The 15,649-nt window shown below is 26.7% G+C and carries 13 protein-coding genes; all 13 read left to right on the top strand.

Annotated elements, in window-relative coordinates; all coding sequences use genetic code 11:
* Window positions 1-21 precede the first annotated feature (21 nt).
* The 13 genes from ACYQ39_RS06725 (at window position 22) to pssE (ending at window position 15,586) form a co-directional block, all read left to right on the top strand.
* Window positions 22-1,845 (top strand): patatin-like phospholipase family protein, encoded by a 1,824-nt coding sequence (locus ACYQ39_RS06725; protein WP_459841377.1) that lies wholly within the window; start codon window positions 22-24, stop codon window positions 1,843-1,845.
* Window positions 1,846-1,955: 110 nt separating this feature from the next.
* On the top strand, window positions 1,956-2,807 hold the full coding sequence (locus ACYQ39_RS06720) for a YveK family protein (protein ID WP_459841375.1): 852 nt from the start codon (window positions 1,956-1,958) through the stop codon (window positions 2,805-2,807).
* 178 nt (window positions 2,808-2,985) lie between these two features.
* Window positions 2,986-4,353: a glycosyltransferase family 4 protein gene (locus ACYQ39_RS06715; protein WP_459841374.1), complete on the top strand. Its 1,368-nt coding sequence runs from the start codon at window positions 2,986-2,988 to the stop codon at window positions 4,351-4,353.
* A gap of 136 nt (window positions 4,354-4,489) precedes the next feature.
* Complete coding sequence (gene rfbA, locus ACYQ39_RS06710) at window positions 4,490-5,353, top strand: glucose-1-phosphate thymidylyltransferase RfbA (RefSeq protein ID WP_459841373.1); 864 nt, start codon at window positions 4,490-4,492, stop codon at window positions 5,351-5,353.
* 10 nt (window positions 5,354-5,363) lie between these two features.
* Complete coding sequence (gene rfbB / locus ACYQ39_RS06705) at window positions 5,364-6,494, top strand: dTDP-glucose 4,6-dehydratase (protein ID WP_459841371.1); 1,131 nt, start codon at window positions 5,364-5,366, stop codon at window positions 6,492-6,494.
* A complete protein-coding gene (locus ACYQ39_RS06700; protein ID WP_459841370.1) occupies window positions 6,487-7,536 on the top strand; it encodes a TDP-N-acetylfucosamine:lipid II N-acetylfucosaminyltransferase family protein in 1,050 nt (349 codons plus the stop codon). Before rfbB ends, ACYQ39_RS06700 begins: the two co-directional genes overlap by 8 nt.
* Before the next feature lie 958 nt (window positions 7,537-8,494).
* The gene (locus ACYQ39_RS06695) at window positions 8,495-9,433 is read left to right on the top strand and encodes an NAD-dependent epimerase/dehydratase family protein (protein ID WP_459841369.1); all 939 of its coding nucleotides are present in this window, start codon (window positions 8,495-8,497) and stop codon (window positions 9,431-9,433) included.
* Window positions 9,434-9,509: 76 nt separating this feature from the next.
* The gene (locus ACYQ39_RS06690; protein ID WP_459841367.1) at window positions 9,510-10,943 is read left to right on the top strand and encodes an oligosaccharide flippase family protein; all 1,434 of its coding nucleotides are present in this window, start codon (window positions 9,510-9,512) and stop codon (window positions 10,941-10,943) included.
* A 62-nt stretch (window positions 10,944-11,005) separates the two neighbouring features.
* On the top strand, window positions 11,006-12,202 hold the full coding sequence (locus ACYQ39_RS06685; protein ID WP_459841366.1) for a glycosyltransferase family 4 protein: 1,197 nt from the start codon (window positions 11,006-11,008) through the stop codon (window positions 12,200-12,202).
* Window positions 12,203-12,258: 56 nt separating this feature from the next.
* Window positions 12,259-13,491, top strand: coding sequence for an O-antigen ligase family protein (locus ACYQ39_RS06680; RefSeq protein ID WP_459841364.1), 1,233 nt, complete (start codon window positions 12,259-12,261; stop codon window positions 13,489-13,491).
* Between the two features lie 7 nt (window positions 13,492-13,498).
* Entirely contained in the window at window positions 13,499-14,605 is a 1,107-nt protein-coding gene (locus tag ACYQ39_RS06675; RefSeq protein ID WP_459841363.1) for a glycosyltransferase family 4 protein, read from the top strand.
* A 28-nt stretch (window positions 14,606-14,633) separates the two neighbouring features.
* Entirely contained in the window at window positions 14,634-15,110 is a 477-nt protein-coding gene (gene pssD, locus ACYQ39_RS06670; protein WP_459841669.1) for a PssD/Cps14F family polysaccharide biosynthesis glycosyltransferase, read from the top strand.
* The gene (pssE, locus tag ACYQ39_RS06665) at window positions 15,107-15,586 is read left to right on the top strand and encodes a PssE/Cps14G family polysaccharide biosynthesis glycosyltransferase (RefSeq protein ID WP_459841362.1); all 480 of its coding nucleotides are present in this window, start codon (window positions 15,107-15,109) and stop codon (window positions 15,584-15,586) included. The genes pssD and pssE overlap by 4 nt, the downstream gene beginning before the upstream one ends.
* Window positions 15,587-15,649 lie beyond the last annotated feature (63 nt).

The following is a 15,649-nucleotide window of genomic DNA, read 5'->3' as shown; positions in this document are numbered from 1 at the left end:
TGAAATAGGAGCATAATATAGATGAAGAGGTTAATACAGGTACTCATTGTTATTTTATTAGTAGTTAATAGTGGTATTTATGTGCAGGCAGATAGTAATATTACTAGAATAAAAGAGAGTGGAGATCAATATATAATAGAAGACTATCATCGTTTTAACCAATTTGATCATCCTACAGTAGCTCTAGCTTTAACAGGAGGAGGAGCTAAAGCCTTATTTAATATAGGAGTTATCAAGGCTTTAGAAGAAGCTAAAATTCCAATTGATATTGTAGTAGGTACTAGTATGGGTTCAATTATTGGGACACTATATGGTAGTGGTCTGCCTATAGAACAGATAGAAGAGATAGTAACTAAAACATCATTTGCTGATATGTTAGATTTAAATCTAGCCAGTCGCGATTCAATTTTAAGAACAGCTAAACTTGATCAATTTATAGAGAATGTAGCTCCTTATCAAGATTTAGAAGACTTTCCTCTGCCTACGGCTCTATTGAGTCTAGAGTTGACTAGTGGTAATAAATATTTAACTACTACAGGCAATATCTCTGATGTTTTGCAGGCCTCTTATGCTATCCCTTATTTTTTTCCTAGCTATCAGCGTAATGGTAAGATCTTTGCTGATCCTGGTTTGGTAGAGAATACACCAGCCAAAGCAGCTAAGGTATTAGGGGCAGATTTTGTGATTGCTACTACAGCTAAAGGTAACATTGAAACTAATACATATGAGACACCAGGTCAAATTGCAGGTAGATATATGGAATTGATTGAATTAAATAATACTAACCGGATAATTAATCATTATGCTGATCAAGTAATCTATAGTAATGTAGGGGCCTATTCTTTTTTAGACTTTACTGCTGCTCAAGATCTTATCAAAACTGGTTATCAAGATACTAAAGAAAAGATCCCAGAAATTAAAGCTGCTTTACAGGAGAGAGGAATTAAATTTAGTCTGTCTACTAAGAGAAAGAAAAGAGACCTAACAGAAGAATTTATTGATCTAAAGTATAATCGAATTTTAATTGACCAATTAAGTTTTAATCCTAGAGTTTTTTATGGTCAAGATCGTTCTTTCTTTCAACAGAATTTGATTAGGAACTATTTTGATCAATTCCAATATGGATTTGAAGTCAATAAGAATAAATTTAAGTTTTCTTCTCTAGTTGTTAATCAAGAACATGAGATAGAGACCAAGTTAAGATGGAAACAGTTAACGAGAGATACTGACCTAATAGCTAAAACTAGATTTAGAGCAGTAGATGATTTTGATTTTGAAACAGGAATTAAGTATTATGCTGAAGATTATACACTAGGAGCTGGAGTAGGTGTAATCAATAATCTAGAATATAGTTATTTAGATAATATGTATCAGAGCAAATTATTTGATGGTTTGACTTTAAAAGGAGAGACTGATTTAATCTTTAGACCAGATCACAAGCCTACAGTACTATTTTCTAAAGAATTTTTTAAGGAGATTAGTAGTATCTGGGCTATAGAATCAAAATTAGTCTTTAATAATACAGAAGTCTTAGAATCGCCTATTATTTATCGTGGTAGTAGACCTGATTCATCTACTAAGTTGCAGTCAAGTATAGATTATTTATATACTCATCAGTTTCTTCATAATATTGATTTATTGCAGGGGTTACAGATGTCAGATATAGGTTTCTATCTATTTACTGATTACAAAAGAGAAGGTCAATCTTTTTGGACTTATGGAATTGGAACCCAAGGTAACTTTTATTTATTTGGCTTAAAGCCTTTTGTTCTAGAAACCTATTTAGCCTATGAAGAAGAGAGTGAAGATCCTAAACTAGGAATCAAAGTTGATTATAAATTTTAATTATTAGCTAAAAAGATATAATCTTAGAATCACTATTGATTTTTATAAATTAATTAGTAGGAATTAAGAGAATAATATAGAATGAGTATATAAGGAGAGGGGCTAGTAAAATGGAAAGAGTTGAAGAAGAATTTGTAGAAATTGATTTAAGAGAGTATATTAATGTATTATTAAAACATAAAAATATGATTGTGGGTATCTTTTTAATTTCTATTTTAATCAGTGGGGTTGTAAGCTATTTTGTCTTAGATCCAGTTTATCAATCAGAAGCTTTGATTAAATTAGGAAGTTCTAGTGGGGATTATTCTAATTCTCAGATTGCACCAAGCATACTAACTAGCTTAGGTTATCTAAAACAGGTTAATCAAGAATTAGATCTGGAATTCACTTTGAGTGAGCTTACCAAATTAAAAGAAGAGCAGCTACAGGTTAAAATGATAGATGAAACAAAAGATTTAATCAAGATCACTTATAATAGTAAGAGTGCTAGAGAGTCAAAAGCAGTTATAAATAGATTGATTAAGCAATATCAAAGCGATGGTCTGATAGAGTTTGAACAAAACCAAAAGCTGAAAGAAGAAAAACTAGCAACTGTTAAAGCTGAGATTAAGAATTTAGAAACTAGGACCAAAGAAATCGAAAGTAAACTTAATGACTTAACAGGAACTGCTTTATCTACAGCAGATAAGGTAGTATTAAATAATGATTTAACTGGTAAGCTACAAGCAATGAATAAATTAAAGATATCATTGAGAGATCAAAAGTATCAGCTTATGAATGAATTAAATGATATGGAAAGAATACAAGTGATCAATGAACCAATAAAACCAGAAGAGCCAATTAAGCCTAACAAAAAATTAAATATAGTTATTGCAGCTGTGTTAGGATTAATGATAGGAGTTTTTGTTGCTTTCTTTATGGAGTTTTTAGAAGAAGAGGAAGAAGTAGTAGTTAATAGTTAGTATCTTTGCATATTTAAATATCTATGTTATAATTATAACAGCTTAATAACTTGATTTATTTACCAGTAGAGATAAATGTTTAAATATAATAAATAAGGTAGGAATCAAGAATCAATTATTGAAATATATTTAATAATTGATTAATAAATGGAAAGAAAAAAGGAGTGGAGGGCCAACTATGGGGAAATACATATTAATGTTTTTATCTAGTTTAGTTATGTCTTTATTGTTTACGCCACTAGCAGAAAAGTTAGCTTATTATGTAGGGGCTGTAGATCACCCTAATCATCGTAAAGTCCATGAGGGGTCTATGCCTAGGTTAGGTGGAGTAGCAATTTATCTAGCTTTTCTAGTCAATAGTTTATTATTTATTGAAGTTGGCCCTACCTTTGAAGCTATACTATTAGGTTCAGTTATTATTGTAACTGTCGGAATTATAGATGACATTAGAGGGTTAGATGCAGAGAAAAAGTTAACAGGTCAAGTGTTAGCAACTCTACCTATTTTACTTCATAACTTACAGATTGATTATATCAGTCATCCGCTCTCAGGTTTAATCTTAACTGGATATTTAGCCATTCCAATTACTATACTCTGGGTTGTTGGTCTGATTAATGCCGTTAACTTAATAGATGGGTTAGATGGTTTAGCAGGTGGAGTAGCTACTATTTCTGCTCTATCAATTGCTGTTATCTGTTTAGCTAAGGGGAATTTAGTTAGTTTGGGGTTGGCCCTTATTTTAGCAGGTAGTACATTAGGCTTTCTAAAGTATAACTTTAATCCAGCTGAAATCTTTATGGGAGATAGTGGGAGTATGTTTTTAGGTTATGCTCTAGCAGTAATTTCCCTTACAGGAATGGTCAAGAGTGCAACAGCTATCACTATTTTTGCTCCTATACTTGTTTTAGGAGTGCCTATCTTTGATACTAGTTTTGCTTTCATCCGGAGAATGCTAATTGATAAGCATCCTTTTCAGGCAGATAAAGAACATCTACACCATAGATTTTTAAGATTTGGTTTAAATCAAAAACAGACTGTATTGACCATTTATTTAGTAGCTTTGATTTTTGGGATGACTGCTATTTTACTAGTTAATTATAATAGTTTATTAGTACTGTTATTAAGCTCTTTAATCTTAACAGTTCTATTCTTTTGGTTAAAGGAGTTTGGAATCATCAGACTAGGATCTACAGCAAAAGCAGAACCAATAGAAGTGTTGGGAGAAATCAGACATAATCTAGTTGAGTTAGAAGAGGTTGTAGAAGATGAATTAGAACTGGCTGGTTTTCACCAAGAGATAGGACAGTTAGAAGAACTGATGGAGAAAGTGCCTAGTTTTGTCTATGATACAACTAGTAGTGAAGTAACAGTAGTTAAAGAAGAGGAGACTTATAGAAGTTTGCGAGATAGAGTCTATTGGTTGGTTGAAATTATAGATCATGTAATTGATAATTATCAGCATAATGATGATAATTTAAATTATATCTTTCAGGAGGAGAAAAGTAATTTATTAACTATTCATGATAATTTAAATAGTAATCTTTAATTGTATATTGTAAGTCCAAAAACTTATGATAGAGAGTGTCTTAAAAATTAGAAATTCATAAGTTTATTATCTGCTAAAGAGATAAATGATTACTTATAAATTATTAAAATAATGATTATCAAGGAGTGTAAATAATATGAAGGGAATAATCTTAGCAGGTGGTAGGGGTACTAGACTTTATCCAATAACGAAATCAATTTCAAAGCAAATTACTCCAATCTATGATAAACCAATGATATATTATCCTTTATCTGTTTTAATGCTAGCAGGAATAAAGGATATTTTAATTATATCAACTAAAAGGGATCTGCCTTTGTTTCAGAAACTTTTAGGTAATGGGAGTGATTTTGGAATTAATTTAGAATATCAAGTGCAGGAAGAGCCAAATGGATTAGCTGAAGCGTTTATTGTAGGTGAAGATTTTATAGGAGATAATAATGTTTCTCTTATTCTAGGCGACAATGTGTTCTTTGGTCAAGGGTTTACTCCAGTTTTGAAAGAATGTGCTCAGTTAGAAAAAGGAGCTAAAATTTTTGGATATTATGTTAAAGATCCTGCTAGTTTTGGTGTGGTTGATTTTGATGAGGATTATAATGTTATATCTCTAGAAGAAAAACCTAATAATCCTAAATCTCATTATGCAGTACCTGGATTATATTTTTATGATAACACAGTTGTAGAAAAGGCTAAAAAATTAGAACCTTCAAATAGAGGAGAATTAGAAATAACGGATTTAAATAGATTATATATGAAAGAAAATAATTTGAAGGTACAATTACTAGGTCGAGGTTTAGCATGGTTAGATACAGGAACACATGATGGTTTATTAAATGCTGCTAATTTCGTTGAAGCAGTTCAAAAAAGACAAGGTTTATATATAGCTTGTTTAGAAGAGATTGCTTATAAGAATGGTTGGATAAGTGAGGAAAAAGTTTTAGAATTAGCTAAACCATTATTAAAAACAAATTATGGTAAATACATAAAGAACTTAGTAAAGTAGGTGAATTAAAATGAAAACTTATTTAGTAACAGGGGGAGCAGGATTTATAGGGGCTAATTTTGTTAAATATATGTTAGAGAAATATAAGCAAGATATAAAGCTAGTAGTTTTAGATAAATTAACTTATGCAGCAAATTTAGGAACATTAAAAGAAGAATTAGATAGAATTGAGTTTATAAAAGGTGATATCTGCAACAAAGAGTTAGTAGAAAATATATTTACAAGATTTAATATAAATTATGTGGTGAATTTTGCAGCAGAATCTCATGTTGATAGGAGTATAGAAAAACCTCAGGTTTTTTTGGAAACAAATGTGTTAGGAACTCAGACTCTTTTAGATATAGCTAAAAAACACTGGACAATAGAGATTAAAGAAGATGGATATCCTAAATATAAAAAAGGAGTAAAGTATCTTCAAGTGTCTACTGATGAAGTATATGGAAGTTTAAATGAAGAAGGATATTTTACTGAAGAAACACCTCTTAATCCAAGAAGTCCGTATTCTGCTTCAAAAGCGAGTTCTGATATGTTAGTAAAGGCATATCATGATACTTATAAAATGCCAGTTAATATAACTAGGTGTTCTAATAATTATGGTCCTTATCAATTTCCTGAAAAATTAATACCTCTTATGATAGGGAATATTTTAAGAGGTGAAAGTTTACCTATATATGGGGATGGAAAAAATGTAAGAGATTGGCTTTATGTAGAGGATCATTGTCGAGCTATAAATATGGTTTTAAATAAAGGAAAATTAGGAGAAGTATATAATATAGGTGGCCATAATGAAAAAGAAAATATTAAAATAGTGAAAGAAATAATTGATTTAATGAGAGAAGAATTAACTAAAATTGGCAAAGAAACAATTGTAAAAGAGGAGTATAATCATATATTAAAAACAAACATAGAAAATATAAATTATGATTTGATTAAGTTTGTAAAAGATCGATTAGGACATGATAGGCGTTATGCTATTAAACCATGTAAGATAAAAGAGGAAATAGGATGGAAACCAGAGATTATGTTTGATAAAGGTATAGTAAAGACTATTAAATGGTATTTAAATAATCAATCTTGGATTCAAGAAGTAACTTCTGATAATTGTCAGAATTATTATAAGAAGGTGGTACGGAATGATTAAATATTTACATATAATGTCTAATGACAAATTTAATACTTCATATATAAAGTTCATAGAGAATAATTTTAATATGAAAGAACATTATTTTATTTTTATCTCTGGTGTAAGTGAAAATAAGATTCCAATATTAGATAGAAATAATATTTGGAAAATCAGTAGTAAAAAAGAAGTTTTTAAATTAATAAAATTAATGAATAAATCCTCAAGAATATTTCTTCATGGTTTATTTAATAAAAATATAGTAAGATTATTATTTGTACAACCTTGGTTGTTAAAAAAGTGCAGTTGGATAATATGGGGTGGAGATTTATATTATTATAAATATAGGGATAATAATTGGAAATCTAATATTTATGAGTGGATCAGAAGTAAGGTTATAAAAAGATTTGATAGTATAATTGCATATGCCAGAGGAGATTTTGAATTTGCTAAAAAGTGGTATAAAGTCAAAGGTGAATATCAAGAATGTTTATATTATCCTTATTTTGCTGTTAATGATTATTTAAAAAATATAAAATTACCATCTGAAAATTCAATGGAAACTGTTATACAACTTGGAAATTCAGCTGATCCAAGAAATAGACATATTGAAGCATTACAAAATTTAGAGAAATTCAGAAATGAAAATATAAAAATTGTTTGTCCTTTATCTTATGGGGGAACAGAAGATTATATAAGAAAAGTTAAGAGAGTTGGAGAAAAAATATTTGAAGATAAATTTGTAACAATGGATAGATTCTTACCTGAAGAAGAATACTATAAATTTCTGTCTAATGTTGATATTGCTATTTTTAATCATGATAGACAGCAGGCAACTGGAAATATTTTATCTTTATTATATTTCGGAAAAAAAATATATATCAATAAAAAAGATAATTCAACAACTTGGAATTATCTTATGCAACATAACTTTATTTTTTATGATTTTGACCATATAAATTTAGAAAAATTATCAATAGAAAATAAAAATAAAAATAAAAAAATTATAAAACAAAGTTTTACTTTTGATCAATGTAAAAATGACTGGAATAAAATATTATAATATGTAGATTATTTAAGAACATTAAATGGAGATATAGGTCTTCAAGTTTAAAGTAAAATTTTAACGGTATATATTTCTCCTTTAAAATAGTATAATTAAAGTTAAAAGGGGAATATTATGGCAAAAATGTTTAGAAATCAAAACACTTCATAGTCACAATGTAAAAAATTACAGAAGAAAGCTGACAGTAAAGATACTTGTAATCTGTTTTTAGCTATTATTATGCGTTTTAATAGACTAAATACAAAAGTTATTATGGCTACTCTAGGAAAATGTGACTTTACTATTACAAGATCTATTAATAAATTGTATGAATTCCCTAATAATATTATCTTATAATGATAAAAGAGGTATTAAAAATCACTTTATAATATTGGATAATGTTCGTGATACAGATCAGTAGATGTAAAACAATTTGTTAAAAACATAAAAGTCAATTATTTTTACTTTTCAAACCGTTTTATTCACTAAAACTAAATATACAAGAAAATATGTGGAACGGATGAAAGTTTTTCAGCAAATACTTTAGCATATTCTAATATTTATGATTTGATAGCTAAAGTTAAGCAATTTCAATTTTGTATTTCAAATTAACCAATGATGTTAAAAACGAGTATGGAAGCGTAATTTTTACACATGATAATAAATTTCATTTTAGAGTTATTTATCTATATTATAATGTATATCTATAGCAAAATTTATTAATAATGGAAATTATATTTTAAAGATATTAAAATTTTTGGACAAAAGATAAAATATTATTAATATGATAGTTTGTAAATGTTAAAAAATTATTTAGTTTATTTTAATATTTTTGTAAAAAATTAATATGGGATGGGCGTATATAGATTTTATATAATTTTCTACCCCCTACCTCTAATACTTATTTGTTATTATATATTTTAATCTATAAAAGTTTATTAAATTAAATATGCTGGCAAGGGAGTGTTTTTATTATATGAAGAAAATACTGATACTAGGGGTTAATGGTTTTTTGGGGAGAAATTTAGCACTACACTATTTAAGACAGGGATATCATAATGTTATTATAAGTGATATACAAGAAAGCGATTTTGTTAATAATATTGATTTTGAATTTACTAAGTTGAATATTTTAAATAAAAATAAATTAAAGCAGGTATTACTAGATGTGGATTTAATATACAACTTTGTAGGGCATGCAGGTTCATTGGATAGCTTTTATAATTATGAAGATAATCTCGAAATTAATTGCAAAGGTATGTTGAATATACTAGATATTATAAAAGATTTTTCAAAAAAACCTATGGTAATATTTCCAAGTTCTAGATTGATTTATGGTCAAAATAAGAATATAACGGTTGAAGAAAATAGTCCTAAGAACCCAAATACTATTTATGGTATTCATAAATTAGCTGTTGAAAATTATCTTAAAGCTTATAATAATCTTTTTGGTATACCTTATTTAATATTTAGAATTTCAATACCGTATGGTTATTATGAAAGAAATTTAGAATTAGAAAATCATGGTTTAATAAATATTTTTATAAAGCAAATTTTAGAAAATGACGTAATTAAAATTTATGGTAAAGGGGAACAAAGAAGAGATTTTATTCATGTGAAAGATTTAAGTCAAATCATATATAAAGCAGTGCATAAAGAAAAATTAATTAATTCAGTATTTAACTTAGGTGGTAAAGAAGTATTTTCAATAAAAGATATTGCTAATATAATTTCAAAAATATTTGGTGGAGAAGTTGAAGAAGTAGAATGGAAACAAAAATTAAGTAGAGTTGAAACAGGAGATATGATTCTTGATTCCACTAAATTATATAATGAAGTTAAATTTAGCCCAAATGCTAAATTTAGGGATTATATTAAAAATTTAAAAACACATATAAAAGAATCAGTTTGGTAAAAAATAAAGTATATTATTAATTTAACAGAAAGAAATTAATTTTTACAATTAAAAAATAATTCTATGAGGGATGATAATGAGACAGAATAGTTTAATAAAAAAGTTTCTATCTTTTTCGATAGGAAATTGGCTAGGAATAATAGTAGGAGTAATAAGTACTCCAATTGTAACAAGGTTTCTTTCTCCAAAATTATTTGGGAAAGCATCCATGTTTAGGTTGGCATTAAATGTCGTGATGATTTTTGTAGTGTTTGGAACAGACCAAACTTTTGTGAGATTTTTTTATGAAGAAGATCCTCAAAATAGGAAGAAATTATTGTTTAAATCATTAAAAGTTCCATTTGGTTTATTTGTTATAACTTTTATTATTATGCTAGGATTCAAAGATGAAATTTCATTGCTTTTGTTTGACGAAGTAAGTCAAAATATTATTTATCTTTTAATAGTTGCTATTTTATTGCAAATGTTAAATAGATTTGCTTTATTAGTAATTCGGATGGAGCAAAAAGGTTTTTGGTATTCTATGTTGCAGTTTTTGTTGAAACTAATTAAATTATTTGGGATTATATTATTTACTTATATGATAGGTAAAAAATATCAAGTTATACCTTATGCTCAAGTAATAGCAATTGCTATTACTTTGTTTGGTGCAATTTGGATTGGTCGCAAGTTTTGGGATTTTAGAGATTTAAATGATAAAAAATTAAATAATAATTTAAGAGATATATTAGAATATAGCTACCCATTAGTAATAACTACTTTGATTACTTGGTTATTCCAATCTTTTGACAGAATTGCCATAAAGCATTGGGCAACATTTTCTGAATTAGGATTATATACAGCAGCTTTTAAAATAGTAGCATTATTAAATGTGATTAAAACATCATTTTCAAATTTTTGGGTTCCTGTTCGTTTGGAAAGGTATGAAAATAATCCAAATGATAAATCATTCTTTAAGCGAATGTATAAGTTTGTATCTATAGGAATGTTTATAGTAGCATTAGGATTGATAATGACTAAAGATTTAGTAATATATATTTTAGGTTCACAATATAGACAATCTGCTATGATCATGCCTTTTTTAGTGTTAATGCCAATGATGTACACTATTTCTGAAACGACAGTAATAGGAATTAGTTTTGCTAAGAAACCTAAGTGGAATATTTTGATAGCAGGAGTATCTTGTATAGTTAACGTATTGGGGAATTCTATTTTAGTTCCACGAATTGGAGCTAAAGGAGCAGCAATATCTACTGGTTTATCATATGTTGTATTTTTTACAATGAGAACAATTATATCATTAAAATATTATAAAGTGAATTATGAATTAAAGAAGTTTTATTTAATGTTGTTATTGTTGATATCATATGCAACTTATGCAAGTTTTTATCAGTGGAATATTATCAATTTATTTATAGGGTTAATCATATTAAGTATAGTATTAGGTTTAAATTATAATTTTATTAAAATTAATTTATTAGATGAATTTAATTGTACTATGCAAAAATAAGTATTATATATGATAAGGTATTTAATAGTTAAGAAAACATCAGATAAAGTGAGGTTTTATACATGAGGATACTAATAGAAAATCCAGGTTTTTTACCTAAAATAGGTGGAATAGAAACATCTTTAGATAGTATCTCAAGGGAATTAGAAAAAAAGGGTCATACAGTATATATATTTACAAAACGATTGTTTGAAGAACAGAAAGAAGTTGAAAGGTATGGTAAGAATATAATAGTTATAAGGTATGATTGTTCTCATAATAGATATAATCCTTTTTATCCATTAAAACATTTTTTTACTACTTATTTAGTTAAAAGAAATATTTTCAAAAGGAAAAAAATAGATATTGTAATATCTAGAAATGTAACCTTGGCTTTATCAAGTATAATTTCTAAAATATCTAAAAATAATATATTTGTACCACCTGCTTTGGCTATTTTACAAATGGTTAAACCAAGTATTGAGTTCACTATTAAGGAAAATATATTCCTATTAGGTGCTTTAACAAAATATTATCAAAGATATATTTTTGAAAAGATTGTGTTTGAAAATATTGAAAAAATAAATGTATTTAGCCAAACAATGAAAAGGCAAGTTGAAGAGAATTATAAAGTAAAATCATCAATTAAAATAAATAGACCAGGAATAAAAAAAGATAAATTTCAAGAAAAGAACGATAAAAAGGCTATCTGTGAAGAATATGATATCCCATTTAATAAAAAGAAGTTGTTATATTTAGGTAGAGTTTCAAAAGTAAAAAATGTAAGATTACTCATTAATGCTTATGATAAGATAAAAGAAACAGATACAGTTCTTATTATTGTTGGCGATGGAGATGATTATGAATACTGTAAAGAACTAGTCAAAAAGAAAGGTCTTAAATCAGAAGTTATGTTCTTAGGTAAGAGACTAAATCAAGAGGATTTTTATAGTATTGCTGATTTTACTATAGTACCTTCATTTTATGAACCTTTTGGACAAGTTATAACAGAATCATTATCATGTGGTACACCTGTAATAGGGTTTAAAAACAATAATGATACAGTTCAAGTAGCTTTTGATGAAATTGTTACAGATGGTCAAGAAGGGTTTGTAGTAGATGAACCAACTCAAGATAAATTAGAACAAAAGTTAGATCTTGCAATTTCTTTTTTAGAAAGAAAAGAAGAATATTTGGCGATGAAAGATAATTGTAAGAAGAGAGCTAAAGATTTTTCTTGGAAAAAATTTGTTAAAAATATATTAAAAGAATTTATTTAATTTTATAAAGTTAATTTAATATATTATTATTTTGAACTTAGAAAGGAGGGTTATGTTTGAGTCAAGGAAGGTTAGATTTAGATAAGATATTATTTCATTTAATGTTCATATATTTAGTAGTAGACTCTATAAATGGTATAATATTAAGAAGTGACTATAATTTACTTCTTAGTGTTTCTCAATTTTATAAAATCATTTTACTTTCCTTTATGTTTTTGAGGCTTATGTTTTTATCTAAAAAGTATTATATAGTTATGTATTTATTCTTTTTATATTATGTAACAGTAATATCAATTAATTTTTATGTACATAATTCTATAAATCAGCTATTTAATAGTATCATTTGGTTTAGTAAGCTTGCTATGATTCCTTTAACCTTTTTTTATTTTAAAAAGATACTTAGTTTAAATAAAAGAAAATATAAAAAAAAGGTTATTAGAGTTTTTACATTTAACTATTTAGTGTTTATTGTAAATATACTTTTAGGGATGATGGGATATGGATATGAACAATACTCCTCTGAGGGGATTGGAACAAGAGGTTTTTTCTTTGCAGGTAATGAAGTATCAGGTCTTTTTATTATTTTTACTGGATTATTGATTTTTCTTATTTGGGATAATGGAAACAAGCTATTGTATGTAATATGTTCAGTATTTACAATTGCTATATCTATAGAAATAGCTACAAAAGTATCTATTATTGGAGCTGTAATATCAATATTTATGATACCTATAGTATGTGAGAGAAACAAGCTTTTTAAACTCACTAAGTTGAAATTAAAATTCCTTGTTATAGGTAGTTTCGGATTTATTATTATATCTAGATATATCTACTTCTTTATAAAGAGTATAGGTTTATTAAATAGATGGGAGTATTTATATATGAATTATAATGGTAGTCTATTAACTACTATTTTATCTAATAGAAATACTTTTGTGGAAAGGAAGATGTATATTTTTATAAATGAATATAGCTTTTTACAAAAGATATTTGGGACAGGTACTTCAACTACTGTTGAAATGGACTTTTTTAATAATTTATTTAATTATGGTATAATTGGAGCAAGTCTTGTATTATTCTTGTGGTTATATTTTTTGTTTAATTCTTTTAAGAAGTTAAAATTTAAAGAATATTATTATGCTCCAGCTATTTTTACAATAAATTTTTTATTAATACCTGTTTCATTTTTTGCAGGACATATTTTAAGTTCAGGTATGGCTGGTACTTTTATTGGTATGTCCAATGCTTTAGTTTATTATAAAAAAGATATAATCAGAGAAGGAGATTAGTATTAGAATGGAAAAGATTAATATTTTTTTAGTTTCTAATATGTATCCATCTAAGAAAAATCCAAGCTATGGAATTTTTGTTAAGAACTTCGTGGATAATATTGAAAGTAGAGGTGCTTTAGTTAGTAAAAAAGCAGTAATTAAAAATAAAACTTCTAATAAATTAGAAAAGATATTTATTTATATAAAATTTTATTATAATATATTAAAAAAAGGTTCTAAAAAAGATTATGATGTAATTTACCTTCATTATGTAACTCATGCATCTATTCCATTATTATTTTTGAAATTTTTTGTTGATAAACCGTTAATAATGAATGCTCATGGTAGTGATATTATGATAGATAGTTTTTTTTCTAAAATATTAAGATGGTTTACTAAGATTTTAGCTAAAAAAGCTGATATGTTTGTGGTTCCATCTCAGTATTTTAAGGAAGTGGTAGTTAATAAATTTCCAATAGTGGAAGATAAAATTTTTATTTCTCCTTCTTCAGGAATAAACTTTGATTTATTTAAATCAGTTAATGAGCTAAAAGATAAAGAAAATTTAAATTTAGATAATGAGTATGTGATAGGCTATGTATCAAGGTTATATGATGGTAAAGGATGGGATATTTATTTAGAGGCTTTAAAGCTGTTTAAAGAAAATAATAATGATATTAAGTTTAAAGGATTAGTAATTGGAGATGGGCCAGACAAAAATGAGTTTTTAAAAACTATAAAGAAATTAAAGTTGGAAGATAATATAATTTATTTAGGGTCTAAACCGCAAAATCAATTACCACCCTTATACTCGGTAATGGATATTTTTGTATTCCCTACAAAATTAAAAGAAAGCCTAGGCTTAGTTGGATTAGAAGCAATGGCTTGTAGGGTGCCAGTTATTGGTTCAAATATTGGTGGATTAAAAAGCTATATTAAAGATGAAAAAAATGGATTATTTTTTGAAATGGGAAATAAGAATGATTTATATGATAAAATAATATATTTTTATAATAAAGAAGAAAAAGAGGTAATGAGAGAAAAGGCTTTAGAGACAGCTCAAAATTATGATTCTGAAGTTATTTCTTTAGATTTATTTAAAAGAATAAATGAAGAAATAATAAAAAAATAATATAAACTTCATAAACCTGGAGGAATTAATTGTGAAGAACAAAAAATTATTATTAATTTCATCTTGTGGAGGTCATTTGACTCAATTACTAAAATTAGAGGAAATGTTTAAAAAGTATGATTTCCATATTGTTACAGAGAAATTAGATTTCACACTGAACTTAAGAGAAAAGTATCCAGTATCTTTTTTGATTCATGGTGGTAGAAATTATCCAATCAGATATTTTTTTAAATTTATATATAACTTAATAAAGTCTTTTATAATATTTGCACTTGAAAAGCCAGATTATGTTATCACTACAGGAGCGCATACAGGGGTTCCAATGTGTTATATTGCTAAATTATTTGGTAAAAAGGTTATTTTCATAGAAAGTTTTGCAAAGATAAAAAGTCCAACTTTATCAGGACGAATAGTATATCCAATTGCTGATTTATTTATTGTTCAGTGGGAAGAAATGAAGAAGCATTATCCTGAAGCTATTTATCCAGGAGGGGGAATATATTGATATTTATAGTATTAGGGACACATGAATTATCTTTTGAACGTCTTCTAAATGAAGTGGAAAAACTAAAAGAATTTGGAATTATTGAAGATAAACTTATAGCACAAATCGGAAATACAAACTTTGAAAGTGATTTTATTGAGACTAAATCCTTTTACACATATGAAGAAATGAATACAATGTATGAAGAGGCTGATCTTATAATTACGCATGGTGGAACGGGTTCAATTATTCATGGGGTAGAGAAAGAAAAAAAGATCATTGCTGTGGCAAGGTTAAAAAAATATAATGAACATAATGATAATCATCAAAAAGAAATTATAAACAAGTTTAAAGATGCTGGATATATTTTGGAATGGGAAGAAGATGAAAATTTGGGAAATATAATAGAAAAGGCTAGGAGGTTTACTCCTAATAAATATAAAAGTGGTAAAGAAAAGATAATAGAAACTATTGAAAACTTTATAGGGAAAAATTAATCTATGATAAGTTTAGATTCATTTAATGTGATTTTTTGATTTTGGGATGAACTTTAGGTTCAT

It is taken from the genome of Halanaerocella petrolearia (assembly GCF_054657875.1).
This window is presented reverse-complemented; position numbering and strand designations above follow the sequence as displayed.

What these genes read in the sequence shown, in the direction of transcription:
- ACYQ39_RS06725 (WP_459841377.1), top strand. Translation starts at nt 22, where the DNA reads ATGAAGAGGTTAATACAGGTACTCATTGTTATTTTATTAGTAGTTAAT.
- ACYQ39_RS06720 (WP_459841375.1), top strand. Translation starts at nt 1,956, where the DNA reads ATGGAAAGAGTTGAAGAAGAATTTGTAGAAATTGATTTAAGAGAGTAT.
- ACYQ39_RS06715 (WP_459841374.1), top strand. Translation starts at nt 2,986, where the DNA reads ATGGGGAAATACATATTAATGTTTTTATCTAGTTTAGTTATGTCTTTA.
- rfbA (WP_459841373.1), top strand. Translation starts at nt 4,490, where the DNA reads ATGAAGGGAATAATCTTAGCAGGTGGTAGGGGTACTAGACTTTATCCA.
- rfbB (WP_459841371.1), top strand. Translation starts at nt 5,364, where the DNA reads ATGAAAACTTATTTAGTAACAGGGGGAGCAGGATTTATAGGGGCTAAT.
- ACYQ39_RS06700 (WP_459841370.1), top strand. Translation starts at nt 6,487, where the DNA reads ATGATTAAATATTTACATATAATGTCTAATGACAAATTTAATACTTCA.
- ACYQ39_RS06695 (WP_459841369.1), top strand. Translation starts at nt 8,495, where the DNA reads ATGAAGAAAATACTGATACTAGGGGTTAATGGTTTTTTGGGGAGAAAT.
- ACYQ39_RS06690 (WP_459841367.1), top strand. Translation starts at nt 9,510, where the DNA reads ATGAGACAGAATAGTTTAATAAAAAAGTTTCTATCTTTTTCGATAGGA.
- ACYQ39_RS06685 (WP_459841366.1), top strand. Translation starts at nt 11,006, where the DNA reads ATGAGGATACTAATAGAAAATCCAGGTTTTTTACCTAAAATAGGTGGA.
- ACYQ39_RS06675 (WP_459841363.1), top strand. Translation starts at nt 13,499, where the DNA reads ATGGAAAAGATTAATATTTTTTTAGTTTCTAATATGTATCCATCTAAG.